The organism is Microvirga sp. GN3, from assembly GCF_055792825.1.
Map to the genome: position 1 here is coordinate 14144 of NZ_JBVVAK010000022.1, position 24736 is coordinate 38879.

General features: G+C 65.1%; 26 protein-coding genes and 1 other RNA gene. 14 read left to right on the forward strand and 13 right to left on the reverse strand.

From position 1 onward, the window contains the following. Nucleotides 1-74 precede the first annotated feature (74 nt). The 4 genes from ACS5Q1_RS13015 to ssrS all read right to left on the reverse strand — a co-directional run bounded on the left by ACS5Q1_RS13015 (nucleotide 75) and on the right by ssrS (nucleotide 2580). Nucleotides 75-767, reverse strand: coding sequence for an exopolysaccharide biosynthesis protein (locus ACS5Q1_RS13015; RefSeq protein ID WP_203441137.1), 693 nt, complete (start codon nucleotides 765-767; stop codon nucleotides 75-77). Between the two features lie 234 nt (nucleotides 768-1001). Continuing rightward, complete coding sequence (locus ACS5Q1_RS13020) at nucleotides 1002-1823, reverse strand: TIGR00282 family metallophosphoesterase (protein ID WP_473098608.1); 822 nt, start codon at nucleotides 1821-1823, stop codon at nucleotides 1002-1004. A 9-nt stretch (nucleotides 1824-1832) separates the two neighbouring features. Beyond that, nucleotides 1833-2417 carry a 5-formyltetrahydrofolate cyclo-ligase gene (locus ACS5Q1_RS13025; RefSeq protein WP_473098609.1) on the reverse strand — a complete coding sequence of 195 codons (585 nt, stop codon included), beginning with the start codon at nucleotides 2415-2417 and terminating at the stop codon, nucleotides 1833-1835. Nucleotides 2418-2423: 6 nt separating this feature from the next. After that, nucleotides 2424-2580: non-coding RNA, 6S RNA (gene ssrS, locus ACS5Q1_RS13030), on the reverse strand. Between the two features lie 176 nt (nucleotides 2581-2756). Between ssrS and ACS5Q1_RS13035 the strand changes: the two genes are divergently transcribed. Beyond that, entirely contained in the window at nucleotides 2757-3041 is a 285-nt protein-coding gene (locus ACS5Q1_RS13035; protein WP_473098610.1) for a hypothetical protein, read from the forward strand. Nucleotides 3042-3315: 274 nt separating this feature from the next. On the opposite strand, the gene ACS5Q1_RS13040 is transcribed toward ACS5Q1_RS13035, so the two are convergent. Both ACS5Q1_RS13040 and ACS5Q1_RS13045 read right to left on the reverse strand, forming a co-directional pair. Beyond that, a complete protein-coding gene (locus ACS5Q1_RS13040) occupies nucleotides 3316-3684 on the reverse strand; it encodes a cell division protein ZapA (RefSeq protein WP_473098611.1) in 369 nt (122 codons plus the stop codon). A gap of 3 nt (nucleotides 3685-3687) precedes the next feature. Continuing rightward, complete coding sequence (locus tag ACS5Q1_RS13045) at nucleotides 3688-3984, reverse strand: DUF4164 domain-containing protein (protein ID WP_371826813.1); 297 nt, start codon at nucleotides 3982-3984, stop codon at nucleotides 3688-3690. Nucleotides 3985-4330: 346 nt separating this feature from the next. Here ACS5Q1_RS13045 and tkt point away from each other — a divergent pair, with 346 nt between their 5' ends. The 9 genes from tkt (at nucleotide 4331) to ACS5Q1_RS13090 (ending at nucleotide 14672) form a co-directional block, all read left to right on the forward strand. Further along, nucleotides 4331-6334 carry a transketolase gene (gene tkt / locus ACS5Q1_RS13050; protein WP_473098612.1) on the forward strand — a complete coding sequence of 668 codons (2004 nt, stop codon included), beginning with the start codon at nucleotides 4331-4333 and terminating at the stop codon, nucleotides 6332-6334. Nucleotides 6335-6379: 45 nt separating this feature from the next. Beyond that, complete coding sequence (gap, locus tag ACS5Q1_RS13055) at nucleotides 6380-7387, forward strand: type I glyceraldehyde-3-phosphate dehydrogenase (RefSeq protein ID WP_473098613.1); 1008 nt, start codon at nucleotides 6380-6382, stop codon at nucleotides 7385-7387. 13 nt (nucleotides 7388-7400) lie between these two features. Then, on the forward strand, nucleotides 7401-8591 hold the full coding sequence (locus ACS5Q1_RS13060) for a phosphoglycerate kinase (protein WP_473098614.1): 1191 nt from the start codon (nucleotides 7401-7403) through the stop codon (nucleotides 8589-8591). A gap of 120 nt (nucleotides 8592-8711) precedes the next feature. Then, nucleotides 8712-9800 carry a class II fructose-bisphosphate aldolase gene (gene fba, locus ACS5Q1_RS13065; RefSeq protein ID WP_473098615.1) on the forward strand — a complete coding sequence of 363 codons (1089 nt, stop codon included), beginning with the start codon at nucleotides 8712-8714 and terminating at the stop codon, nucleotides 9798-9800. A gap of 300 nt (nucleotides 9801-10100) precedes the next feature. Then, nucleotides 10101-10751, forward strand: a complete 651-nt coding sequence (locus tag ACS5Q1_RS13070) for a thiamine phosphate synthase (protein ID WP_473098616.1) — start codon at nucleotides 10101-10103, stop codon at nucleotides 10749-10751. Further along, a complete protein-coding gene (locus ACS5Q1_RS13075) occupies nucleotides 10751-11650 on the forward strand; it encodes a tetratricopeptide repeat protein (RefSeq protein ID WP_473098617.1) in 900 nt (299 codons plus the stop codon). Before ACS5Q1_RS13070 ends, ACS5Q1_RS13075 begins: the two co-directional genes overlap by 1 nt. Nucleotides 11651-11779: 129 nt before the next feature. Further along, a complete protein-coding gene (locus ACS5Q1_RS13080) occupies nucleotides 11780-12574 on the forward strand; it encodes an inositol monophosphatase family protein (RefSeq protein ID WP_473098618.1) in 795 nt (264 codons plus the stop codon). Nucleotides 12575-12678: 104 nt separating this feature from the next. Then, nucleotides 12679-13644, forward strand: coding sequence for a flagellar motor protein MotA (locus ACS5Q1_RS13085; RefSeq protein WP_203441150.1), 966 nt, complete (start codon nucleotides 12679-12681; stop codon nucleotides 13642-13644). Then, nucleotides 13644-14672, forward strand: a complete 1029-nt coding sequence (locus ACS5Q1_RS13090; RefSeq protein ID WP_473098619.1) for a peptidoglycan -binding protein — start codon at nucleotides 13644-13646, stop codon at nucleotides 14670-14672. Before ACS5Q1_RS13085 ends, ACS5Q1_RS13090 begins: the two co-directional genes overlap by 1 nt. Here ACS5Q1_RS13090 and pip read toward each other — a convergent pair. The 3 genes from pip to ACS5Q1_RS13105 all read right to left on the reverse strand — a co-directional run bounded on the left by pip (nucleotide 14659) and on the right by ACS5Q1_RS13105 (nucleotide 17749). After that, nucleotides 14659-15627 (reverse strand): prolyl aminopeptidase, encoded by a 969-nt coding sequence (pip, locus tag ACS5Q1_RS13095; RefSeq protein WP_473098620.1) that lies wholly within the window; start codon nucleotides 15625-15627, stop codon nucleotides 14659-14661. The two genes, ACS5Q1_RS13090 and pip, sit on opposite strands and share 14 nt — an antisense overlap. A 66-nt stretch (nucleotides 15628-15693) precedes the next feature. Next, nucleotides 15694-15867 carry a DUF3606 domain-containing protein gene (locus ACS5Q1_RS13100; RefSeq protein WP_203441153.1) on the reverse strand — a complete coding sequence of 58 codons (174 nt, stop codon included), beginning with the start codon at nucleotides 15865-15867 and terminating at the stop codon, nucleotides 15694-15696. 82 nt (nucleotides 15868-15949) lie between these two features. Then, the gene (locus ACS5Q1_RS13105; protein ID WP_473098621.1) at nucleotides 15950-17749 is read right to left on the reverse strand and encodes an ABC transporter transmembrane domain-containing protein; all 1800 of its coding nucleotides are present in this window, start codon (nucleotides 17747-17749) and stop codon (nucleotides 15950-15952) included. A gap of 163 nt (nucleotides 17750-17912) precedes the next feature. On the opposite strand from ACS5Q1_RS13105, the gene rpmE reads away from it, so the two are divergent. Next, a complete protein-coding gene (gene rpmE, locus ACS5Q1_RS13110) occupies nucleotides 17913-18152 on the forward strand; it encodes a 50S ribosomal protein L31 (protein ID WP_203441155.1) in 240 nt (79 codons plus the stop codon). Nucleotides 18153-18384: 232 nt separating this feature from the next. Here the strand turns inward: rpmE and rcdA are convergent, their stop codons facing one another. Continuing rightward, the gene (gene rcdA / locus ACS5Q1_RS13115; RefSeq protein ID WP_473098622.1) at nucleotides 18385-18921 is read right to left on the reverse strand and encodes a protease adaptor protein RcdA; all 537 of its coding nucleotides are present in this window, start codon (nucleotides 18919-18921) and stop codon (nucleotides 18385-18387) included. Between the two features lie 372 nt (nucleotides 18922-19293). Further along, complete coding sequence (locus ACS5Q1_RS13120; RefSeq protein ID WP_203441158.1) at nucleotides 19294-19500, reverse strand: DUF1192 domain-containing protein; 207 nt, start codon at nucleotides 19498-19500, stop codon at nucleotides 19294-19296. Between the two features lie 101 nt (nucleotides 19501-19601). On the opposite strand from ACS5Q1_RS13120, the gene ACS5Q1_RS13125 reads away from it, so the two are divergent. Together ACS5Q1_RS13125 and ACS5Q1_RS13130 are read left to right on the forward strand one after the other, a co-directional pair. Then, nucleotides 19602-20600, forward strand: coding sequence for an NAD(P)H-quinone oxidoreductase (locus tag ACS5Q1_RS13125; protein ID WP_473098623.1), 999 nt, complete (start codon nucleotides 19602-19604; stop codon nucleotides 20598-20600). A 203-nt stretch (nucleotides 20601-20803) separates the two neighbouring features. Next, nucleotides 20804-21520, forward strand: coding sequence for a DUF1013 domain-containing protein (locus ACS5Q1_RS13130; RefSeq protein WP_203441160.1), 717 nt, complete (start codon nucleotides 20804-20806; stop codon nucleotides 21518-21520). 163 nt (nucleotides 21521-21683) lie between these two features. On the opposite strand, the gene ACS5Q1_RS13135 is transcribed toward ACS5Q1_RS13130, so the two are convergent. After that, nucleotides 21684-21893: a hypothetical protein gene (locus tag ACS5Q1_RS13135; RefSeq protein WP_473098624.1), complete on the reverse strand. Its 210-nt coding sequence runs from the start codon at nucleotides 21891-21893 to the stop codon at nucleotides 21684-21686. Between the two features lie 12 nt (nucleotides 21894-21905). Continuing rightward, nucleotides 21906-23819 (reverse strand): propionyl-CoA synthetase, encoded by a 1914-nt coding sequence (locus tag ACS5Q1_RS13140; RefSeq protein ID WP_473098625.1) that lies wholly within the window; start codon nucleotides 23817-23819, stop codon nucleotides 21906-21908. A gap of 86 nt (nucleotides 23820-23905) precedes the next feature. Here ACS5Q1_RS13140 and ACS5Q1_RS13145 point away from each other — a divergent pair, with 86 nt between their 5' ends. Continuing rightward, the gene (locus tag ACS5Q1_RS13145) at nucleotides 23906-24691 is read left to right on the forward strand and encodes a sulfite exporter TauE/SafE family protein (RefSeq protein ID WP_246776650.1); all 786 of its coding nucleotides are present in this window, start codon (nucleotides 23906-23908) and stop codon (nucleotides 24689-24691) included. Nucleotides 24692-24736: the final 45 nt, after the last annotated feature.

Consider the following 24736-nt stretch of genomic DNA (forward strand, 5'->3'; position numbering starts at 1 on the left):
TGGCAGGCTTATAAGGCGGCGAGGGGCTTCAGGCAAAGCCCCTTCCACGAGATCGGGAAAATACCTGCCGCTTCCTAAAACCCGAACCAGGACGGCAGGTTGTGAATGGCCGCCAGGATGAGGTGATAGGAGGCGCCCAGCACCGTGACCGTATAGGCGAGACCCGCCAGACCGATGAGGTAGCCGACGATCAGGAGATAGCCGTCCTCCTCCATGATGGCGATGGAGGCGATGACCAGCGCGATCGACGGCGGGAAATTGGTGCCAGGGAACGGGATCAGGACCGAAATCGCCACCAGGAAGGCGAAGAACCCGACCGCCCGATCTCCCAGGGGGCCGAAAAGCGGCAGCAGGCGCGGCCTGCAGAAGCTCTCGAGCTTCTGGAGCTTCGGCTCGGCGATGTCGATGAGGCGCTTGAACTTCGCGGTCGAGACGGTGCGCCGCAGGATGAAGCCGGGCAGCCAGGGCCGCGTGTGACCGAGCATCATCTGGATACCGAAGATCAGCACCGGAGTGCCGACGATACCGGCGATGCCCGGCGGGGCCGGCACGCAGTTCGGCAGGGAAAACAGAATCAGCACGAAGCCGAAAGCGCGCTCGCCGAAGGCCTCGATGATCTCTCGAATGGAGATCGCCTCGCCCTTGGCTTCGTCGATCACGGCGCGCAGGACCGCGGAGGCGCTCTGGTGCGCGTGCGCCCGATGGAACTCGCTTTCCTGGTGATAAATGCCCTTCTTCGGTCTTGCCGTCTCAGTATCCGCGTCCACCGGTTTCCTCCGTGACGGGAGAGATGGGAACGGTTCCGCTCCGCGCCAAGGGAGCGGCACCATGATCCCCTCCCCCTTGCGGGGAGGGGAAGGGGTGGGGTGGTTCAGCTGGATGAAGGACGAGACCAGCGAGGCGCTGTATTTACGTTGAGAAACCTGAATAGCGTGCGGCGCTCTGACTTTGCGACCCTCACCCTTGATCCCTCCCCGCAAGGGGGAGGGAAGAAGCCGAGGTCAATCCCAGAAGCGCGGCCAGGTTTCCTCCAGGTGAGGCCCGAGCCTCACGGCAGCCACCCGCTTGGCGAGACCCGTGCGATCGTCGGTCTCGATGGCGATGCCGGAAATCGTACCTTCGCCGAGGCCCGGCTCCAGGCGGGCGCCCGGCGTCTTCTGAAGGAAGCGGCGGATCGCCTCCTCCTTCTGCATGCCGAGCACGGAATCGTAGTCGCCGCACATGCCGGCATCCGACATATAGGCCGTGCCGCCCGGCAGAACCCTATGGTCGGCGGTGGGCACATGGGTATGGGTGCCGACGACGAGGCTCGCCCGCCCGTCGAGATAGTAGCCCATGGCCTCTTTCTCGCTCGTTGCCTCGGCATGCACATCGACGATGATCGCATCGGCGACCTGACCGAGCGGGCAGGTTTCGAGTTCCCGGTCGACGGCGGCAAAAGGATCGTCGAGCGCGTCCATGTAGAGGCGGCCCATGACGTTGACGACAAGCACCCGGTGGCCGGAGCGGGTATCGATGAGGTTCGCGCCGCGCCCCGGCGTTCCGGGCGGGTAGTTCACGGGACGAAGCAGCCTCGGCTGGCGCTCGATGAACACGAGCGTCTCGCGCTGATCCCAGGAATGGTTGCCGAGCGTGATGGCATCGGCTCCAGCCGCGAGGATCTCGTCACAGATCGCCTCGGTGATGCCGAAGCCACCGGCGGAGTTCTCGCCATTGATGACCACGCAGTCGAGCTGCCAGCGATCGCGCAAGGCCGGAAGGCGCTCGATCACCGCATTGCGGCCGGGCCGCCCGACGATGTCGCCGAGGAAGAGAAGACGCATGATGGGTCCTTAAGCGGATGCTGTCCGAATGAGTTCGGCTTCGGTGATGATAACGTCGAGGAGTCGGTCATGGGGCTCGACCGGCACTTCGTCGATCTCCTGAACCGCATAAGCCAAGCCGACGGTCAAGACCGGATGCTGTGTTTCCAGCGCCGCGATGGCCCGGTCGAAATGCCCCTTGCCGTAGCCGATGCGTCCTCCCCGGCGGTCGAAGGCGACGAGCGGCACGATGAGCGCCTTGGGAAAGACCTGCGGCGCATCGGGGCCGGGCTCGCGCACGCCGAAGCCGCCTTTGACCAGCACGTCGCCGGGCTGCCACAGGCGCCAGCTCAGGTGGGGATGGAGGATCTGGGAGAGGGCGACGTCCTGCCCGCGCGCGACCAGCTCTTCCATGAGAAGGCGCGGATCGACCTCGCTGCGGATCGGCCAATAGGCCCCGACGGGGGTGATGCCGTTCAATTCGGGAAGGTCGAGCACACGTCCAATAATTCGGTCGGAGGCCTGCTCGCGGAAATCGTCAGGGAGCGCGTCGCGACGCGCGATCATCTCGCGGCGTTGGCGCTCTTTCAGTTCGGGAGAGGGAGGAGATTGCATAGAAGGTGCGGAGCCACAGAAACCGTCGGAGAAGCGATCCCGGGAACCTACAAAGTAGGTGGGCGCCGTGTGTCCCAGTCCACGGACCGGGTCAGGGACAGCTCCCTTCAGGATCGATAAGGCCCCGGGGAATATGAACTCCTAACGCGCCCCGCAGCCCCGCCTTCTCTATGTAGGGAGGATGGGGGCCGGTTGAAAGGGGAAAAGTGAGGACGGGCTGAGATCTTTCGCGCCGCCAGGGATGCCGGCGCATCCGTAATATTACGGAATGGCCGTGGCTGCCGAAGCTCCGTCAAATGGCCGTGTGGGGGATGTGCCATCCACCAGGGAGGAGGAATCATGGCTCATCTGAAACAGAACAACGACGCCGAATTCCGGCGCAGAGACGGCACCGATTCTCCCAGCATCGACGCCATGATGCGAGAAGTGCTGCACATGCTCGGCAACATCGATTTCGAGTATGAAGTGGAACTGGAGCGAGCCGAAAGGAGCAGCTCGGACCAGAGGCTGAAAGTCCACGTCAAGCGCCGGATCAGGGCAGCCCATCACGAGCGGCGGGAGCCCTATGTGGAGCTTTTGGCCAAGCTCCGACAGCGCCAATACCGCCTGTCTCACTTGTCTTGAAACAGCGTCATCCCGGGCTGCGCAGCAGAACCCGGGATCGCTCTCGGAATGAGCGCTCAATCTGCTAGAGCATCGGACCCAAAAGTGGGTCCACTTTTGGGATTCAATCCGATGCCCCACTCTTTGAAGAGCGCATCGTTCGGTGCGGAAAACCGGGTCCACTTTTCACTGGCGTGGCCCTTCGGGTCGCTGACGTGGCCCTCTGGGTCCGCACGATGCACTAACGATCCCGGATCGCCTGACGGCGTCCGGGATGACGATGAGGCATGACGGGTTAACCCTGCCCTGCCGCGTTCAGGCTGCGCGCCAGCTCCTCGATCCGTTCGGCCGCCATCTGGACGCCCTCGGCGAGCCTGGCCTCAATCCGCTCCAAGCGCTCGTCCCGTGTGGCGTTGATGCTGTTCAGAGCCGCCACTTCCGCTTCCAGGGCGGCGACCCGCCTTTTCGTCTCATGCAGCTCGTCGGCTTGAGCGATGGCCGCCATCACGTGAAGGCGTAGGTCGCCGATCTCGCCGAAGGAGCCGCGCATGTCCTCGATCCGCGCATCGTAGGACGCAGCCAGGCCCTCGAGATGCCCCTCCTCACCCTCGGCGCAGGCCATGCGGTATGTCTGTCCGGCAATCGTCACCGTCACCTGAGGCATGGCCTAGCCCCCCTCCGGCTCGAGCTGACCGGCCTGGGCGAGCACCGTCTGGACGGCACCGATGGCCTGGCGGACCCTCCGGCCGACATCGTCGGTCGCGGCCTCGAAGCGGTGGAGGCGGGTGAGCGCACCATCGAGCTCCACGGCAAGGCGGGCCCGGTCGTCCTGCATGAGCTGAAGCTCGGTTTCCAGAGCGCCGCGCCGCTTCTCGGCCTCCAGGCGACGGGAGACCGATGCCTCGAGAAGCCCCAAGGCCATGTCGAGCCGCTTCATTGCTTCCTCGAGTGTCGGCGCCATCATGCCTCCTGAATCGCCGATACACTAGCGCATCGTGCGGAAAAGTGGATCCGGTTTTCCGAGAGGAACGATGCGCCGCTTAAGGGATTGAGCATCGGATTGGATCCCAAAGGTAGGTCCGCTTTTGGGTCCGATGCCCAGCATTTCCCGGCGCAGTGGACACCGGTTCACCCCAAAAATACGATAAATACCCGAACGCGCAGGCCGCGCCAAACAACGCTTCGTGAGGGGATTTGACCCCCGTGAAGCCTTTGACTCGCCCCTGTCGCGTGTTAAGGAGCCCACGCCTTTTCCAGACAGACCGCCCCACCGCCCCGTTGCGGGGCCCTCAAGACTTGTGGATCTCGCCGTGCAAGATACCGTCTCCGCCGATCGCGTCACCCATTCCGATCTGGCGAACGCCGTGCGCGTCCTCGCCATGGACGCCGTCGAACAAGCCAAATCCGGCCATCCGGGCCTGCCCATGGGCGCCGCCGACATGGCGACGGTGCTGTTCACCAAGTTCCTGAAATACGACACCGCCGACCCGACCTGGCCCGATCGCGACCGGTTCATTCTCTCGGCCGGTCACGGCTCGATGCTGCTCTACTCGCTCCTGCACCTGACGGGCGTGAAGGGTATGACCATCGAGGAGCTGAAGAACTTCCGCAAGCTCGACTCGAAAACCCCGGGCCACCCTGAGAACTTCATGACGCCGGGCGTCGAGACCACCACCGGTCCGCTCGGTCAGGGTATCGCCACAGCCGTGGGCTTCGCGCTCGCCGAGCGCATGCTGAACGCCGAATACGGCGACGACCTCGTCAACCATTACACCTATGTGCTCGCCTCCGACGGCGACCTGATGGAAGGCATCAGCCACGAGGCCATCGCGCTTGCCGGCCACCTGAAACTCAACCGGATGATCGTGCTGTTCGACGACAACGGCATCTCCATCGACGGTCCCCTGTCGCTCTCCGACTCGGTCGATCAGGTGAAGCGCTTCCAGGCCTGCGGCTGGAATGCGGTGCGCGTCGACGGCCACGACCCGCAGGCGATCCAGCGCGCCATTTCCCGCGCCCAGAAGTCGGACAAGCCGACCCTGATCGCCTGCAAGACGACCATCGGCTACGGTGCTCCGAAGAAGGCCGGCACCTCCAAGGCCCATGGCGAGCCGCTCGGCGCCGAGGAGCTCGCAGGCGCCAAGGCGGCGCTCCGCTGGAACCACGCGCCCTTCGAGATCCCGGACAACATCCGCGACGCCTGGGCGAAGGCCGGCAAGAAGGGCCGTCGCCTGCGCAAGGCCTGGGAAGATCGCCTGAAGGCGCTTGCGCCTGAGAAGCGCGCCGAGTTCGAGCGCCGCGTGAAGGGCGTGCGCCCGCAGGGGCTCGCCGATGCGGTCGCCAAGCTGAAGGACAAGCTTGCCGCCGAGCCGCAGAATGTCGCGACCCGTAAAGCCAGCGAGATCGCGCTCGAGGTCATCACCGAGGCCGTGCCGGAGCTGGTGCTGGGCTCGGCCGACCTGACGCCTTCCAACAACACCAAGACCAAGAACCTGACCGCGATCTCGCCCGGCAACTATGCCGGCCGCTACATCCATTACGGCATCCGCGAGCACGGCATGGCAGCCGCCATGAACGGCATCGCGCTCCATGGCGGCTACGTGCCGGCTGGCGCGACCTTCCTGGTCTTCACGGACTATGCCCGTCCCGCCATGCGCATCGCGGCGCTTGCCGGCGTTCCGGCGATCTACGTGATGACCCACGACTCGATCGGTCTCGGCGAGGACGGCCCGACCCACCAGCCGGTGGAGCATCTGGCCGCCCTTCGCTCCATGCCGAAGATGCGCGTGTTCCGCCCGGCGGACGCCATCGAGGCGGCGGAAGCCTGGCAGCTGGCTCTTGAGCGCACCGACGGCCCGTCGACGCTCGCGCTCACCCGCCAGAACCTGCCGCAGGTTCGGAAAGAAGGCGGCGCGAAAAACCTCTCGGCCACGGGTGCCTACGAGCTCTCCCCCGCCAGCGGCAAAGCCCGCGCGACCATCTTCGCGTCGGGCTCCGAGGTCGAGATCGCGCTCGCGGCCCAGAAGCTGCTGGAAGAGCAGAGCTTCCCGGTTCGCGTCGTGTCGGTGCCTTCGCTCGACCTCTTCCTGGCTCAGCCCGAGAAGGTCCGCCAGCAGATCATCGGCGATGCGCCGGTCAAGGTGGCCGTCGAGGCGGCCGTGCGGTTCGGCTGGGATTCGGTCATCGGCCCCGACGGTATTTTCGTGGGCATGCATGGGTTTGGGGCGAGCGCGCCCTACAAGGACCTTTACAAGCACTTCGGCATCACGGCCGAAGCCGTGGCTGAAAAGGTTCTTCGGACACACAATCTCTGAGGCACGAGAAACGTTTAAGCCTCGTTACACAAGGGAGCTAAGACTATGACGGTGAAGGTCGCGATCAACGGGTTCGGTCGCATCGGACGCAACATCCTCCGCGCCATCGTGGAGAGCGGCCGCAAGGACATCGAGGTGGTTGCCATCAACGATCTCGGCCCTGTCGAGACGAATGCCCACCTGCTCCGCTTCGATTCCGTCCATGGCCGCTTCCCGGCCGAGGTTGCGGTCGACGGCGAGTTCCTCATCATCAACGGCAAGAAGATCCGCGTGACGGCGATCAAGGATCCGGCAGCCCTGCCGCACCGCGAACTCGGCGTCGACATCGCCATGGAATGCACCGGCATCTTCACCTCGAAGGAGAAGGCCTCGGCCCACCTCACCGCCGGCGCCAAGCGCGTCATTATCTCGGCTCCGGCCGAAGGCGCCGATCTCACGGTCGTCTACGGCGTCAACCACGACAAGCTAACGAAGGATCACGTCGTCATCTCGAACGCTTCCTGCACCACGAACTGCCTCGCCCCGGTGGCGAAGGTGCTTCATGACGCGGTCGGCATCGAGAAGGGCTTCATGACGACGATCCACTCGTACACGAACGACCAGCCGACGCTGGATCAGATGCACAAGGACCTCTACCGCGCCCGCGCAGCGGCCCTGAACATGATCCCGACCTCGACCGGCGCCGCCAAGGCGGTGGGCCTCGTCCTGCCCGACCTCAACGGCAAGCTCGACGGCTCGTCGATCCGCGTGCCGACCCCGAACGTCTCCGTGGTCGACTTCAAGTTCGTCGCCAAGAAGGCGACGACGAAGGAGGAGATCAACGCGGCGATCAAGCGCGCGGCCGAGCAGGAGCTGAAGGGCATCCTAGGCACCACGGACCAGCCGAACGTCTCCTCGGACTTCAACCACGATCCGCACTCCTCCGTGTTCCACCTGGATCAGACCAAGGTGATGGAAGGCAACTTCGTGCGCGTGCTGTCCTGGTACGACAACGAATGGGGCTTCTCGAACCGCATGGCGGACACCGCCGTCGCCATGGCGAAGCTCATCTAAGGGAGGCCGCTTCATGACCGCCTTCCGCACGCTCGACCAGGCAGAGGTCAAGGGGAAACGCGTTCTCGTCCGGGTGGACCTCAATGTCCCGATGGAGAACGGCCGGGTGACGGACGCGACGCGCATCGAGCGCGTGCTCCCCACCATCCGGGAGATCGCGGACAAGGGCGGAAAGGTGATCCTTCTCGCCCATTTCGGACGCCCGAAGGGGCGCGACCCGAAGGAATCCCTGAAGCCCGTCGCGGAAGCGGTCTCGAAACATCTCCACAGGCCCGTGGCCTTCGCCGATGACTGCATCGGCGAGGCTGCAGCCAATGCTGTCAATTCCCTCAAAGAAGGCGGTGTACTGCTCCTCGAAAACACCCGCTTCCATGCGGGCGAGGAGAAGAACGATCCGGCCTTCGTGCAGGATCTGGCGAAGCTCGGCGACGTCTATGTCAACGACGCCTTCTCGGCGGCGCATCGCGCTCACGCCTCGACCGAGGGTCTTGCCCGCGTGCTGCCCGCTTTCGCCGGCCGCACCATGCAGGCGGAACTCGATGCCCTGACCAAGGGTCTCGAAGCGCCCAAGCGCCCGGTCGTCGCCATCGTCGGCGGCGCCAAGGTCTCGACCAAGATCGACCTGCTCGAAAACCTCGTCACCAAGGTCGATGCCCTCGTCATCGGCGGCGGCATGGCCAACACCTTCGTGCATGCGACGGGCCTCGGCATCGGCAAATCGCTGGCCGAGAAGGATCTGGCGGCGACCGCCATGCGCATCATCGACAAGGCACGCCAGTCGAACTGCGCCATCATCCTGCCCGTCGACGGCGTCTGCGCCTACGAGTTCAAGGCGGGCGCCCACAACCACACCTATGGTATCGATGCGATCCCCGAGGATCAGATGATCCTGGATGTCGGCTCGCAATCGGTCGAGCGTATCTCGTCTGCGATCAACGACGCCGCGACGCTCGTCTGGAACGGCCCGCTCGGCGCCTTCGAGATCGCGCCCTTCGACCAGGGCACGGTCGCGGCGGCCCGCCATGCGGCCCAGCGCACCAGGGAAGGCAAGCTCGTCTCCGTCGCCGGCGGCGGCGATACGGTCGCGGCCCTCAACCACGCTGGCGTTGCGGACGACTTTACCTATGTATCGACTGCAGGCGGCGCTTTCCTCGAGTGGCTCGAAGGCAAGTCGCTGCCCGGCGTGGACGCGCTGAGGGCCTGAACGATCGCTCTCGGGCAAGGGAATTAACCCTCCCTCGCAAGAGTAACGCGGCCCGAGGCTCGCTTAAGCTCAGGTTCAGTTTCGGCGCGCTTAAAACAGCCGCCCAATAAGGAGGACGAAATGGCACGCATCACCATGAGGCAGCTTCTGGATCACGCAGCCGAGCAAGGCTATGGCGTGCCTGCCTTCAACATCAACAACATGGAGCAGGCGCTCGCGATCATGGCGGCGGCCAACGAGGTCGATGCGCCGGTGATCATCCAGGCGAGCCGCGGTGCGCGCTCCTATGCCAACGACGTCATGCTCAAGCACATGATGGATGCGGTGACCGAGATCTATCCGCATATCCCGGTCTGCGTGCATCTCGATCACGGCAACGAGCCCGCCACCTGCATGACCGCAATCCAGGCCGGCTTCACCTCGGTGATGATGGATGGCTCGCTGAAGGCCGACGGCAAGACCCCGGGCGACTGGGACTACAATGTCGGCGTGACCAAGAAGGTGGTCGAGATGGCCCATCTCGGCGGCATCTCGGTGGAAGGCGAGCTCGGTGTGCTCGGCTCGCTGGAGAGCGGCACGGGCGAGGCCGAGGACGGCCACGGCGCCGAGGGCCAGCTCTCGCACGACCAGCTGCTGACGAATCCCGACGAGGCGGTGAAGTTCGTGGCCGAGACCAAGGTCGACGCGCTTGCCATCGCGATGGGCACCTCGCACGGCGCCTACAAGTTCACCCGCAAGCCGGACGGCGCGATCCTTGCGATGAATGTGATCGAGGAGATCCACAAGAAGCTCCCGAACACTCACCTCGTGATGCACGGCTCCTCCTCGGTGCCGCAGGACCTGCAGGACATCATCAACCAGTATGGCGGCCAGATGAAGCCGACCTGGGGCGTGCCGGTGGAAGAGATCCAGCGCGGCATCAAGCATGGCGTGCGCAAGATCAACATCGACACCGACAACCGCATGGCGATGACCGGCCAGATTCGCAAGATTCTGACCGAGAACCCGGGCGAGTTCGATCCGCGCAAGTATCTGAAGCCTGCCATGGAGGCAATGACGAAGCTCTGCAAGCAGCGCCTGCAGGAGTTCAACACCGCCGGCCAGGCCTCGAAGATCAAGCGCGTGTTCACGCTGGCCGAGATGGCGAAGCGCTACGCCTCCGGCGAGCTCGACCCGACCATCGCTACGAGCCGTCAGGCGGCGGAGTAAAGAGAGCCTTCAGGCATCGTGCCTCTTCCCTCCCCCTTGCGGGGAAGGATCGAGGGTGGGGGTCGCAAAGTCGAAGCGCTGCGTCTCATTCAGGGTGTCCCAGGCAGCTACAGCGCTTCGCTCGTTCAATCCCTCATCTGGTCGCACCACCCCCACCCCTGCCCCTCCCCGCAAGGGGGAGGGGAAAAGCGGCCGCGCTCAACATTCGCCTTAATCATGATCGACAAGCGGGGCCTCGCAAGATGGCCCCGTTTTCGTTATGGGAACGCTGTCTGTCCTTTTTCGTGACCTTAGAGCCCCATGGCCGATACCCTCGCCCGCCTCTATCTCATCACTCCTGTCCTGGAGGATGCCTCCTTCGCGCCGCGTCTCGCGCAAGCCTGCGGGACAGGCACTGTTGCGGCCGTCCTGCTGCGACTGGCGCCTGCTGATGAGCGAAGCCTCATCAATCTGGTGAAGACCCTGGCCCCCGCCGCGCAGGAGCATGGGGCAGCTGTGATCGTTGCAGCCGAGGGCAAGGCTGATCTCGCAAACGTCGCTGCCCGGGGCGGCGCGGACGGCGTTCATGTTCCGGCCGATCCGGCCCGCGTGCGCGAGCTGCGCGATCGGCTGAAGTCAGAGCGCGCCATCGGCGTCGGCGCGATCCGCACCAAGGACGACGCCATGACCTTAGGGGAAGCCGGGGTCGATTACCTGCTCTTCGGCGAGCCGCGTCCCGACGGTTTCCTCCCCTCCCTGGAGAGCGTGGTGGAGCGGGCCTCCTGGTGGGCCGAGATCTTTGAAACGCCCTGCGTTGCCTATGCCCCGAGCCTCGATGCGGTCGAGACCCTAGCCGCCACGAATGCGGAATTCGTCGCGCTGGGCGATGCAGTCTGGAATCATGCGGACGGCCCCACCGCCGCCGTGAAGGCCGCAGCGGAGATCCTGGAGCGGCAGGAGGCATCGCGCTGATGCGGCTCCCCTGGATCATCGGCGGCGCCCTTCTCGTGGCAGCCGCGACGTCAAGTCATGCGGCGGAGCCCGATCTCGCCTATGGCGCCTATCAGCGCGGCCTCTACCAGACGGCCTTCCGCGAGGCGAACCTGCGGCTGGAAAAGAACAGCAACGATGCCGCCGCCATGACCCTCTTAGGGGAGCTCTACAATCAGGGCCTCGGCATCACCATGGACCCGAAGAAGGCCTCCGAGTGGTATCGGCTGGCGGCGCAGCGCGGCGACGCCAATGCGTTGGCCTCGCTCGGTCTCATGGCCCTCGACGGGCGCGGCATGGCCAAGAACCCGGCGCAGGGCCGGGCCTGGCTCGAACAGGCCGCCGCGAAGGGCAGCCCCCTGGCCTCCCACAACCTCGCCCTGCTGCTGCTGACCAGCGGCAACGATGCGGATCTGCAGAAGGCCGTCGAGCTGTTGAAGAAGGCCGCGGCAGCGGAAATCCCGGACGCGCAGCATGCGCTCGGCGTGCTCTATCTCAAGGGCCGGGGCGTCGCCCAGAATGCGCAGGAGGCCGCCCGCCTGTTCGAGCGCGCGGCCCGCAACGGCAGCTCGATCGGCGAGGTGGAATACGCGATCCTGCTCTTCAACGGGGATGGGGTACCGGCCAGTGAGTCCCAGGCGGCGCGCTATTTCCGCCGCGCCGCCGCCAAGGGCAACGCCATCGCCCAGAACCGCCTTGCCCGCCTGCTCGTCGCAGGACGTGGCGTGCCTGCCAACAAGATCGATGCGGCCGCCTGGCATATCCTGGCGGCGGCACAGGGTCTGGCCGATCCCTGGCTCGACGACGCGCTCAAAGACCTGAGCGCCGAGGACCGCAAGCGCGTCGAAAAGCTGGCGGCGGAGCGCTTGGGGATGCGCTGAGCGCTCTAAATACTGCAAACCTGGATCATTCGCACGGCTGCTCGGTTGATCCACCGCTTGACGCAAACCTTCGCGTGGTTCATCGACCACACGTCTCTTTGAAAACCGCTCTTTGCCAGGACCTGCCCGATGATCCGTTCGCCCCTCATGACCGTCATGACCGATGCCGTGATGAAGGCCTCGCGCTCGCTGAAGCGCGATTTCGGTGAGGTCGAGAACCTGCAGGTCTCCCGCAAGGGCCCGGGCGATTTCGTGTCCGCCGCCGACCGCAAGGCGGAGAAGATCCTGCGCGAGGCGCTCGAAAAGGCCCGTCCCGGCTATGGCTTCGTCATGGAAGAGCAAGGCGTCGTCGAGGGCACCGATCCAAGCCATCGCTGGCATATCGACCCGCTCGACGGCACCACCAACTTCCTGCATGGCCTGCCGCAATTCGCGATTTCCGTCGGCCTGGAGCGCGACGGCCAGATCGTCGCCGGCGTGATCTACGATCCGGCCAAGGACGAACTTTTCATCGCCGAGCGCGGCAAAGGCGCCTATCTCAACAACCGCCGCATCCGCGTGGCGGCCCGCAGCGATCTCGCCGACGCGGTGGTGGCCAACGGCCTGCCCCATATCGGCAAGGGCGATCACGGCCTGTACCTGCGCGAGGCAGCCGCCGTCATGGCCTATGTGGGTGGCATGCGCCGCTGGGGCGCGGCCTCCCTCGACCTCGCCTATGTGGCCTGCGGACGCTTCGACGCCTATTGGGAGCGGGGCCTCAATTCCTGGGACATCGCCGCCGGCATCCTGATGATCCGCGAAGCGGGCGGCTTCGTCTCGGACGCCGACGGCGGCAGTGACCCGCTCACCAAGGGGACGATCGCCTGCGGCAACGAGATCATGCACCGCGAGCTGCTCAAGCTCCTGAAGAAAGCCAAGGCCTGATATTTCTGTTCGTGCCCGTCGAAGGGGACCATGGTCGCGCTTGATCCTTCGGACGGGCGCGGTCACATTGGTGCAGCCCCGAAGCACGAATGCACAGGATAACGATGGCGGACCAACCCCTTACCCCACCGCGGATATATCTGATCCGCATGGCGGTCTTCCTGGTTCTGGCGGGGTTTGTCGCCTTCATCCTCTACCGGCAGATCTGGGAAGCCTTCCAGGCCAATCCCGGCCTCAACGCCCTGATTCTGGGCGTGATGTTCATCGGCATCGTGCTCGCGATTCGGCAGGTCTGGCGCCTGTTTCCAGAGGTGCGATGGGTCAACACCCTCCGGCAGACCGAAGAAGGACTGGTCGCCCCCTCCCCGCCGGTCCTGCTGGCGCCACTGGCCGCTCTTCTCGGCAACCGCCCCGGCCAATCCGGATTTTCCGTCGCGGCAACCCGCTCGGTCCTCGACTCCATCGGCGCGCGCCTCGATGAGAGCCGGGAGATCGTGCGCTATCTCGCCGGCCTCCTGGTTTTCTTAGGCCTTCTCGGCACCTTCTGGGGCCTGATTGACACGGTGGGCTCAGTCGGGCGCATCATCGCCTCGCTCCGCACCGGCCAGGATACCGCCGTTCTCTTCGACGAGCTGAAGAACTCGCTCGCCGGCCCTCTGCAGGGCATGGGCCTGTCCTTCTCGGCCTCGCTCTTCGGCTTGGCGGGCTCCCTCGTCCTCGGCTTCCTCGACCTTCAGGCCGGCCAGGCCCAGAGCCGCTTCTATACGGAGCTGGAGGACTGGCTCGCCACCTCGACCATGGACACGCCTACCGATGCTGCCCTGCGCCCTGGAGCCACCTCGCACGATCTGACGGTGGCCCTGAACCGGCTCACTGCCGCCGTCAATGATGGCGCGGGCGGGCGGGCGGCGACCCAGGCCATGGCGAACCTTGCCGAGGGCGTCCAGGGCCTTGTGCAGCACATGCGGGCGGAGCAGCAGATGATCCGCGACTGGGTCGAGGCCCAGGCCGCCCGTGAGAAGGAGTTGAAGCAGGTCCTCGACCGCCTCTCCCGTGAAAGGCTGCCCTGATGCCAGTCTCGAGCGCGGGAGGACGTCGGCGCGGACGCGGGGGACAGATCAATTACTGGCCGGGCTTCGTGGACGCCCTGTCGACGCTGCTGCTCGCCATCATCTTCCTGATTTCGGTCTTCACGGTCGGGCAGTTCTTCCTGTCCCGCGAATTGTCGGGCCGCGACACGGTGCTCGACCGCCTGAACCGCCAGATCTCCGAGCTGACCGACCTTCTCTCCCTGGAACGCTCGAGCCGCCGCACCATCGAGGATACCGTCACCTCTCTGCAGACGACGCTGCGCGCCAACGAGGCCGAGCGGGCGCGCCTGCAGAGCCTTCTCGACAGCGGCGGTGCGGCGCAGGTCCAGGCGCAGGAGCTGGGCACGCAGCTCGAAACCGAGCGCCAAGCCACTGGCCGGGCTCTGAGCCAGGTCGAGATCCTCAACCAGCAGATCGCCGCCATGCGCCGCCAGCTCGCGGCGTTGGAGGAGGCGCTCTCGGCGTCAGAGAACCGGGACAAGGAGAGCCAGGCCCGCATCGCCGATCTCGGCAGCCGCCTCAACGTGGCCTTGGCGCAGCGCGTGCAGGAACTCGCCCGCTACCGGTCGGACTTTTTCGGGCGCCTCAGGCAGATCCTCGGCAACCGCCCCGATGTGCGCATCGTCGGCGACCGCTTCGTGTTCCAGTCCGAGGTGCTCTTCCCCGCCGGCCAGGCCACTCTGCGTCCGGAAGCCTCCGGCGAGATCGACCGCATCGCCTCGGCCCTGGTCGAGCTGGAGCGCCAGGTGCCTCCGGATATTCCCTGGGTGATTCGCGTCGATGGCCACACCGATCAGCGTCCCATCAACACGGCGCAATTTCCGTCGAACTGGGCCCTGTCCTCTGCCCGCGCCATCGCCGTGGTGCAGGCGCTGATCGCCCGCGGCGTCCAGCCCCAACACCTCGTCGCCGCCGGCTTCGGCGAGTTCCAGCCCCTCGACAACGGCACCACGGAAGAAGCCTTTGGCCGCAACCGGCGCATCGAGCTGAAACTCACGGAACGGTGAGTCGCGCGAAACGATCCGTCGCGGCGACGATGCTCTCCGTCATGCCAGGGTCGCGCGCATCGTGCCCGGCTTCGCCGACGACGATCAGCTCGCTGCCCGGCCAATTCTGCTGAAGCGTCCAGGGCGTGACGAGCGGGCCGCCGATGTCGAGGCGGCCGTGGATCAGGATACCGGGAATGCCGGCAAGACGGTTCGCATCCCGTACCAGAGCGCCATCCTCGAGCCAGGCCCTGTGCCGCCAGTAATGGGTGACGAGCCGCGCGAAGCCCAGCCGGAAGGCAGGATCGTCATATCGGGGATGTGGCTTGTGGTCGGGATGCACCGCGACGATGGCCATTTCCCAGTCGCACCAGTCCCGCGCGGCCTTCTCGTGGATGGCGGGATCCGGGTCCATGAGGAGACGGTGATAGGCCTCGACGAGGCTCCCCTCCCGATCCGCCTCTGGGGCGCCTGCCCGAAAAAGCTGCCATGCCTCGGGAAAGAAGGCGCCGACGCCGCGGGTGATCCAATCGATTTCCGATGCCGTGGTGGTGGCGATGCTGAACAGCACCATTTCGGTCACATGCGCAGGATGCCGCTCGGCGTAAGCGAGCGCCAGGGTCGAGCCCCAGGATCCGCCGAGCACCAGCCATCGCTCGATCCCGAGATGCTGCCGCAGCCGCTCGATATCGATCAGCAGATGCGCCGTCGTGTTCGTGGAGAGATCGATGTCCGGAGTGCTGGCGTGCGGCGTGCTCCGTCCGCTCCCGCGCTGATCGAACAGCACGATGCGATAGGCGCGTGGATCAAAATAACGCCGCGCATTCACGGTGCAGCCGGAACCGGGACCGCCGTGGAGAACGAGGGCGGGCTTCCCGGCAGGATTGCCGCAGGTCTCCCAATAGATGCGATGCCCGTCGCCCACGTCGAGCATGCCGGAATCGTAGGGCTCAAGGGGTGGGTAAAGGTCGGGCATGAGCCTGTTTATCATGCCCGGATTGCCACGCTAGGTCCGGCTGAAAGCCAGGCGGCAGGTCTCCGCCTACCTCTTGCCCAAAGCCTGCGCGACGTCGTGGACTTGGTCGCCGACGCGGCGGATGGTTTCGACCACCTGCCGGCGCGGGACGTTCCAGCGGTCCGACCAGTACTGGAGATCCCACGGCTCAAGGATGTTGATGCGGGGCGAGTCCTGGGGATGTCTCCTGCTGACCACCATGCGCCTCCTCCCAGCCGGACGAATCGCTCATGCCGGTCCTGTCTCTCACGAAAGCATGGCAAACATGGGTCCGCTGAGCGCGCTACTCCGCCGCCTCGATATGGCCCGTCGCACTCGTGAACTGGAGCCTGGCCAGGCGGGCGTAGAGGCCGCCCGTGGCGAGGAGCGACTCGTGCGTGCCTTCCTCCACGATCACGCCCTTGTCCATGACCAGGATGCGGTCGGCGGAGCGCACGGTGGCGAGGCGGTGGGCGATGACCAGGGTGGTGCGACCCTCCATCAGCCGGTCGAGAGCGGTCTGGACCTTGCGCTCGCTCTCCGCGTCCAGCGCTGAAGTCGCCTCATCGAGGAGTAGAATTGGGGCGTCCTTCAGGATGGCGCGGGCGATGGCCAAGCGCTGCCGTTGGCCGCCCGACAGGGTCACGCCACGCTCCCCGATCATGGTCCGGTAGCCCTCCGGCAGGGCCTGAATGAAGCCGTCGGCGGAGGCGAGCTCGGCGGCGCGCCGGACATCGTCCTCGCTGGCCTCCGGGCGGCCGTAGCGGATGTTGTCGAGCACGGATGCTGCAAAGATCGTCGGTTCCTGCGGTACCAGGGCCATGCGGGCGCGCAGCGCGAAGGGATCGGCCTCGGTGACCGGCACGCCATCGACCCAGATGGTGCCGCCCTGCGGATCGTAGAAGCGCAGGAGCAGCTGCAGGATCGTGCTCTTGCCGGCGCCGGAAGGGCCGACGATAGCGACCCGTTCGCCGGAGGAAACGGTCAGGCTCAGGCCGTGCAGGGCTCTCTGCTCGGAGCGGGTCGGATAGGCAAAATGCACATCCTGGAAGGCCACGGTGCCAAGGGGCGGATTGGGCAGCGGCCTGGGGTTGCGGGGCCGCTCGATGGCGGGCTTCGCCGCCAGGATCTCGCCGAGGCGCTCCGCCGCACCCGCCGCCTGGGCCAGTTCGCCATAGACCTCGGAGAGCTGTCCGAGGGAGCTTGCGGCAAAGACCGCATAGAGCACGAACTGCGACAGGCGCCCGCCCGTCATCTCGCCCGCCAACACGTCCTGCGCGCCATACCACAGCACGCCAACCACGCTGGCCGAGACCAGGAAGATGCCCGCGCCTGTCAGAAAGGCCCGCATGGTGGTGGAGAGCCTAGCTGCGCCGAAAGCCTCCTCGGCGGCAGCGGTGAAGCGGGAGGCGGTGAAGCTTTCCATGCCGAAGGCCTGCATGGTCCGCACCGCGCCGATAGCCTCCGCCGCATAGGCCGAGGCATCGGCGAGGCGATCCTGCGCTGCCCGCGAACGCCGCCGCACGGCCCGGCCGGAAAACACCAGGGGCAGGACGATGACCGGAATGGCGAGGAGTACGAGTGCCGAGAGCTTCGGGCTCGTGATGATCATGAGCACCGTCGCGCCGAGAAAAAGAAAGAGATTGCGCAGCGCGATCGAGATGCTGACCCCGAAGGCCGACTTGACCTGCGTGGTGTCGGCCGTGAGCCGCGAGACGATTTCGCCGCTCTTGGTCTGGTCGAAAAAGGCCGGGTCGAGGGAAGTCAGATGCCGGAATACGGCGGAGCGTAAATCCGCCACCACCCGCTCGCCGAGCGTGATGACGCAGTAGTAGCGAAGGGCACTGGCCAGGGCGAGGACACCCACCACCACGATCAGGAGGACGAAATAGGCGTTGATGTAGGCCCGTCCCTGCTCCGAGAAGCCGAAATCGATGACCCGGCGCACGGCGACGGGCACGACGAGCGTGGCCGCGGACGCCATCGCCAGGGCCACCAGCGCCGCCGCGATCCGTCCCTTGTAAGCCAGGCCGTAGGGAATGAGCGGCTTTAAGGCGCTGAGCGCAGCCTTGGGGCGGTTCTGCCCCTGGGAATGATCGGCCATGACACCTTCGTTTTCCGGAATCGGGATACCGGGCGGTTTAGCACCTTTGCCCCGGCTTGTTTCAAGGTCTTAAGTGAGGTATAGGCGCGCATTCATCAATTCAGGCTCGATCTCAACATTGCGGGCTGACCAGATCCGGCTGGCCGCAAGAAGGACTATGGCAATGGCGCGCAAAGAAACCGAACATCCCGATTACCACTTCATCAAAGTGGTCATGACCAACGGCACCGAGTACACCACCCGCTCGACCTACGGCAAAGAGGGCGACACCCTCAACCTGGACATCGACCCGAACACCCACCCGGCCTGGACCGGCGGTACGCAGCAGCTGCTCGACCGCGGCGGCCGTCTGTCGCGCTTCAACTCGAAGTTCGGCAACCTGGGCCTCGGCGGCAAGAAGTAAACCGGCGTCTCGCGCTGGATACTTTGAACCAGAATACAAAAAGCCCCGCTCAAGGCGGGGCTTTTTCTTTGGCGGTGGGATTTTCACAGCCCTCGTGAAGCGCCATGCTGATCCAGCTCAGCGCCGGCACCCCCACCCTTAATCCCTCCCCACAAGGGGAGGGAATTAGCGCCTGCGCCTCAGTGATGATGTGCCAGACGTACAGACCTGAGGGCAGTCCGAACGAGAATCCTTACTCCGCCACTCCAAAAGCCCGTTGCAGCATGCCGAGCTGGGTCGCAACCGGGTTGGGAGCGGAGGGCCGAGGGGCCTCACCCGCCTCCGCGATAAGGCGTTCGAGATGGAGGATCCGGGCGTGGAGCCGGGTCGCGAGGCCCATCAGCTCCCGCAGGCGGGCAGGCAGCGCCTCGTATTCGGTGATGGTCGTCGCGGTGTCGTGCGAGTTCAGGCGGACGCGGTTCTTCTCCAACTGGGCCTGATCGGAGGAGATCTCCCCTTCCGCCACGGCGCGCTGCAGCAGGAGCCAGGAGGCGACCTGCATCAGGCGGGTGGTGAGCCGCATGCTCTCGCTGGCATAGACGAGACTTTCCTGTCGCGGCAGGTTGCGGGATTCCTCGCGGCCCGGGCCATCGAGATAGGCGGCGGTTTCCTCGATGAGCTCCATGCCCTCCTGGAAGAGGGCCCTGAAGGCCTCGGAACCCACGAAGCTCTGCCCGAACCGGACAGGATCGACGTCGAGCTGGATCACGTCGGGTTCGTTCACGCACATCTCCCAAAACCTATCCTCCGCCTGAGATTGTCGGAGGTTTTGAACTGTTGGGATGATTATAGGACGGACCGTCGAGACTTGCCTCGGTAACCTCTTCTTAAGGTTAAACCAGCGCATCGTGCGGTCCCAGCGGGCCACGCTAGCGACCCGAAGGGCCACGCCAGTGAAAAGTGGGCCCGGTTTTTCGCGCCAATCTGATGCCGAAATCGCATAAAAATCGAGCCGCTCGGGGCGGCTCTTCAAGTCTAACAGGGAAGCGTCGAACAGAGTGGGCTTCAGAGCCACTCGGCATCCAGGGAGAGACCTGGATGACCGATTCCTATCCGAGAATGGTTAACGCGCCGTTAAGGGCGTTTCCTCGTTACAATGGCCTCAACCCTGGCTGAGCTTGAAGAAAGCGCTCGCGGCAGCGCGGGAGTTTTCCTTTCGGGCCCTCGCCTCCTTGAGGCGGGCGATCTCCTGCTCCAGCATTTCGACGCGCTCGTCGAGCTCGTCGATGGAGAGCATCGAGAGATCCTGGCCGATCTCGTGCCCGCTCATGATCTGGCGCGGTTCATCGGCGAAGGGATCGAGGGCCATGGCATTCTCCTCTTCAACTGTTGATCGTGAATTTAATCCGGCATGTATTCCTTGCCAACGGGGCCTATATCCCGGGAGCTTGTTGACCAAAGGAGGGAAAAATGGGGCAAACTCCGGACATGATGCGCGCCGTCGTTACCGAGGGGAGCGGCGGGCCCGAGGTTCTCAAGGTCGTCCAGCGTCCGGTTCCCAAGCCCAAGGAGGGCGAGATCCTGGTGCGTGTGAAGGTGGCGGGTGTGAACCGCCCCGACGTGATCCAGCGCCAAGGCGGCTATCCCCCTCCTCCCGGTGCCCCGGATATTCTCGGGCTCGAGATCGCCGGCGAGGTGGTGGCCACGGGCCACAACGCCGCGCGGTTTGCCATTGGCGACCCGGTCATGGCTTTGGTGCCGGGCGGGGGCTATGCCGATTACGCCGTCGTCCACGAGAGCAACGCCCTGCCCATTCCTGCCGGCCTGTCTTTCGAGGAAGCCGGCGCCATCCCGGAAACCTATTTCACCGTCTGGACCAACGTGTTCGACCGGGGCCGCCTGCAACCGGGCGAGACGCTGCTGATCCATGGCGGGACCTCCGGCATCGGCACCACGGCGATCCAGCTCGCCAAGGCCTTTGGCGCTACGGTCATCGCCACGGCCGGCAGCCAAGAAAAATGCGAGGCCTGCCTGAAGCTCGGCGCGGATGTGGCGATCAACTACCGGAGCCAGGATTTCGTCGCAGTCGTGAAGGAAACGACCGGGGGCCGCGGCGCGGACGTGATCCTCGACATGGTCGGCGGCGACTACATTCCACGGAACTACGAAGCAGCGGCGCAGGATGGCCGGATCGTGCAGATCGCCTTCCTTCGGAGCCCGAAAGCCGAGGTCGATTTCCGCCGTCTGATGGTCAAGCGACTCACCCACACGGGTTCGACCCTGCGCCCCCGCTCGCCGGCGGAAAAGGCCGAGATTGCCGAAGCGCTCGAAGACAAGGTCTGGCCGCTCCTGATGCAGGGCCGTTGCCGGCCAGTGATGGATTCGAGCTTTGCCTTCGAGGATGTGGTCAAGGCCCATGCCCGCATGGACGGTGGCGAGCATATCGGCAAGATCGTTCTCATCCTCTAGCACACCGGATCGATCGCGAAGTGGTGTCCACTTTTGGAACCCATGCTCTAAAATTTGCAACATCCCGGCACGATCCCTATAATCATCTCGTTTCCCTCACATCGTGAGACGAGATGCTCCGGTCCGGGCCGGTTCGGAGCGCGAGAGAGTTTTGCCGTGCGGCGCCGAAATGTCCGGCGCCCGGCCTGAAGGAGGTTCACTTAATGTCCCAGGGACCGTTGATGCCGAAGGCGACAGCCGTTTGGCTCGTCGAAAATACATCGCTGTCGTTCGATCAGATTGCCGATTTCTGCAAGCTCCACCCGCTCGAGGTGAAGGGCATTGCCGACGGCGAAGTCGCGGCCGGCATCAAGGGCCTCGACCCGGTGACCACGGGCCAGCTGACCCGTGAAGAGATCGAGAAGGCCCAGAAGGACCCGAACCACCACCTCCGGCTCGCCGAGTCGCGGGTGAAGCTGCCCGAGCAGAAGCGGGTCAAGAAAGGACCGCGCTACACCCCCGTGTCCCGCCGCCACGACCGCCCGAACGCGATCCTCTGGCTTGTGCGCAACCATCCCGAGCTGAAGGACGCGCAGATCATGCGTCTGGTGGGCACCACCAAGACCACGATCCAGCAGGTCCGCGACCGCACCCACTGGAACTCGGCCAGCCTCTCGCCGATGGACCCGGTGACGCTCGGCCTATGCTCGCAGATCGATCTCGATTTCGAGGTGCAGCGCGCCGCCAAGGACCGCCCGCACGTGGAGCCCCAGGAGCATGGCGGCACCCTGATGCCGGCGGAGATCTCCACGGCTCCCGAGCGCGTCGACCCCTTCGCCGACATGAGCCGTCCGAAGCCAGCCGAGGAAGAGACCATCGACGTCAACTCGGTCTTCGCCAAGCTCAAGCAGCTCAAGCGTGACGACGAGGACGAGGAATAAGATTTTTCACGAAAAAGGCCCGGAGCGATCCGGGCCTTTTTTGTTTTCGTAGAATGTCATCCCGGACGGCAAAGCCGATCCGGGATCGCGAGACGAGTAAAGCGCTGGAACCCTCTCCATCACAGGGAGGGGACCCGCACCACACTTCGAAATGGTGGCGCACTTAACCCGGCCGTTTCGGCTGCCGCCGGCGTGGCTTTGCCGGCCTGTCGCGGGTACGCTCGAAGCTTGCCTTGGCTCCGACGGCATCAGATCGAGCCGCGCTGCGCAGATCCTTGGCGGCCCGATGCGCCAGCGCCTTGTCATCGTCTCCGAGGGCCTGTGCCAGCAGAGCTTCGAAACGGGCCTGTTCGTCCTCTTCCGGCTTCGTCATCCGTAAGCCCTTTTACCCTACAAGCCCCCTCGCCCGCAGCACATCCCCGATCTCGGTCAGGATCATGGGATCGTCGATGGTGGCAGGCGTCGACCAGGCGTCGCCATCGGCAATTTTCTTCATGGTGCCGCGCAGGATCTTGCCCGAGCGGGTCTTGGGCAGGCGGGCGACGGTGATCGCGAGCTTGAAGGCGGCCACGGGGCCGATCTTGTCGCGCACCAGGGCCACGAGCTCCGCCTCGATCTCCTCGGGCAGCCGGTCGATACCGGATTTGAGCACCACGAAGCCGCAGGGCACCTCGCCTTTGAGCGGGTCCTTCATGCCGATGACGGCGCATTCCGCCACGGCCGGATGGGAGGCCAGCACCTCTTCCATGCCGCCGGTCGAGAGGCGGTGGCCGGCGACGTTGATGATGTCGTCGGTCCGGCCCATGACCCAGATATAGCCATCCTCGTCGAGATAGCCCGCATCCGAGGTGTTGTAGTAGCCGGGATAGACCGAGAGGTAGGATTCCTGGAATCGCTGATCCGCATGCCAGAGGGTCGGCAGAGCGCCGGGCGGCAGCGGCAGCTTGATGACGATGGCGCCCATGGTGTTCGGGCCGACCGATTTGCCGCCCTCGTCCAGCACGTCGAGGGTATAGCCCGGCATCGGCACCGTGGGAGAGCCGTGCTTTACGGGAAGCGCACCGAGTCCCAGCGGGTTGCCGGCCACGGGCCAGCCGGTCTCCGTCTGCCACCAATGGTCGATGACGGGTACGCCCAGGATATCCTCGGCCCATTTGACCGTGTCGGGATCAGCCCGTTCGCCGGCCAGGAACAGGGCGCGAAACGCGGAGAGATCGTATTTTTTCAGGAGTTCCGCCTTCGGGTCCTCCTTCTTGATGGCGCGGAAGGCCGTAGGTGCCGTGAAGAGCGTCACGACCCCATGGTCCGAGATCACCCGCCAATAGGCGCCGGCATCGGGCGTGCCCACCGGCTTGCCCTCGTAGAGGATGGCGGTGCAGCCATGGAGAAGCGGCCCGTAGACGATGTAGGAATGGCCGACGACCCAGCCTACATCGGACGCGGCCCAGAACACCTCGCCCGGCTTCACGCCGAAGAAGTGGCCCATGGACCATTTGAGTGCGACCATGTAGCCGCCATTGTCGCGCACCACGCCCTTCGGGATGCCGGTCGTGCCCGAGGTATAGAGCACGTAGAGCGGATCGGTCGCCGCCACCGGCACGCATTCGGCCTTGCGGCCGTCGGCTCGCGCCGCATCCACCGCGTTCGTCCAATCCCGGTCGCGGCCTTCACTAAGATCGCAGGCGAGCTGCGGACGCTGGAAGATGAGGCAGGCTTCCGGCTTCGACATGGAGAGCGCGATCGCCTCGTCGAGCAGCGGCTTGTAGGGGATGACGCGGGCGCCCTCGACGCCGCAGGAGGCGGAGAGGACGATCTTCGGCTTGGCATCGTCGATGCGCGTCGCCAACTCCTTCGCGGCGAACCCGCCGAAGACCACCGAATGGATCGCACCGATGCGGGCGCAGGCCAGCATCGCGAAACTCGTCTCCGGGATCATCGGCATGTAGATGACGACGCGGTCGCCCTTCGTGACGCCCATCTCCTGCAGCACGGCGGCGAGCGTCGCCACCTCGTCCTGCAACTCGGCATAGGTGATGCTGCGCTTCGTGTTGGTGACGGGGCTGTCGTAGATGATCGCGGCCTGATCGCCGCGCGTCGCCACATGCCGGTCGACGGCGTTGTAGCAGGTGTTGCATTCCGCGCCGACGAACCAGTGGCCGTAGATACCGGCCTGCGGGTCGAACACCTTGTCGGCCGGCTTGATCCAATCGATCTCCCGCGCGGCCTCCTCCCAGAAGCCCACCGGATCGGATTGCCATCCGGCATAAACCTCGTGATAGCGACTTTGGGTTGATGACATGGCGTTCCCCGTTGCGTTCACGGCATGAGACTTCAAGCGCCTGCTGTGGTAGCAGGCCACCAAGCCGTGGTCAGGGGCGACTTTCGGTGAGTCGACTTTCGGCGAGTGCCTTCGTGATTACCGATCCTCTCTTCTATGCCGCCGCCATTCCCGCGGTGATCCTGCTCGGGCTTGCCAAGGGCGGCTTCTCGGGTCTCGGCGCGCTCTCGCTGCCGCTGATGGCGCTGGTGGTCTCGCCCGTGCAGGCAGCCGCCATTACGCTGCCAATCCTGATCGTCCAGGACGTGGTATCCGTCTGGGCCTACCGACACACCTGGGATCGCCGCAACGTCGTGATCATGGTTCTGGGCGCGACATCGGGCATTCTCACGGGCTATCTCCTGGCCGCCCAAGTGTCCGATGCCGCGGTCAAGCTGGTGGTCGGAGTCATTTCGGTGGCGTTTGCCGTTCGCCGCATCGTCGTGGAGCGCAGAGCGACCCCGCCGAAGCCTGCGCCGGCCGATGTGCCGCGCGGGATCTTCTGGGGCTGGGTGACGGGGTTTACCAGCATGATTGCCCATGCGGGCGGGCCGCCCTTCCAGATCTATGTCATGCCCCAGCGGCTGCCGCGCGACGTCTTCGTCGGCACGGGCGCCATCGTGTTCGCGCTCGTCAACTGGATCAAGGTGCCGCCCTATCTGGCGCTCGGGCAGTTCACGATGGAGAACATGGCCACCGCCGGAGCCCTGTTTCCGCTGGCCATCGCCTCGACCTGGGCCGGTGTGCTGCTCGTGCGGCGCGTCTCCGGGCAGTCGTTCTACACCGCCGTTTATGTCCTGCTGGTCTTCGTGGGCGCCAAGCTGATCTACGACGGCGCGGGTGCGATTCTTTGAGATATTTCAATGAAAAGCCGCCGCTCCTTCAGTGAAGCGACGGCT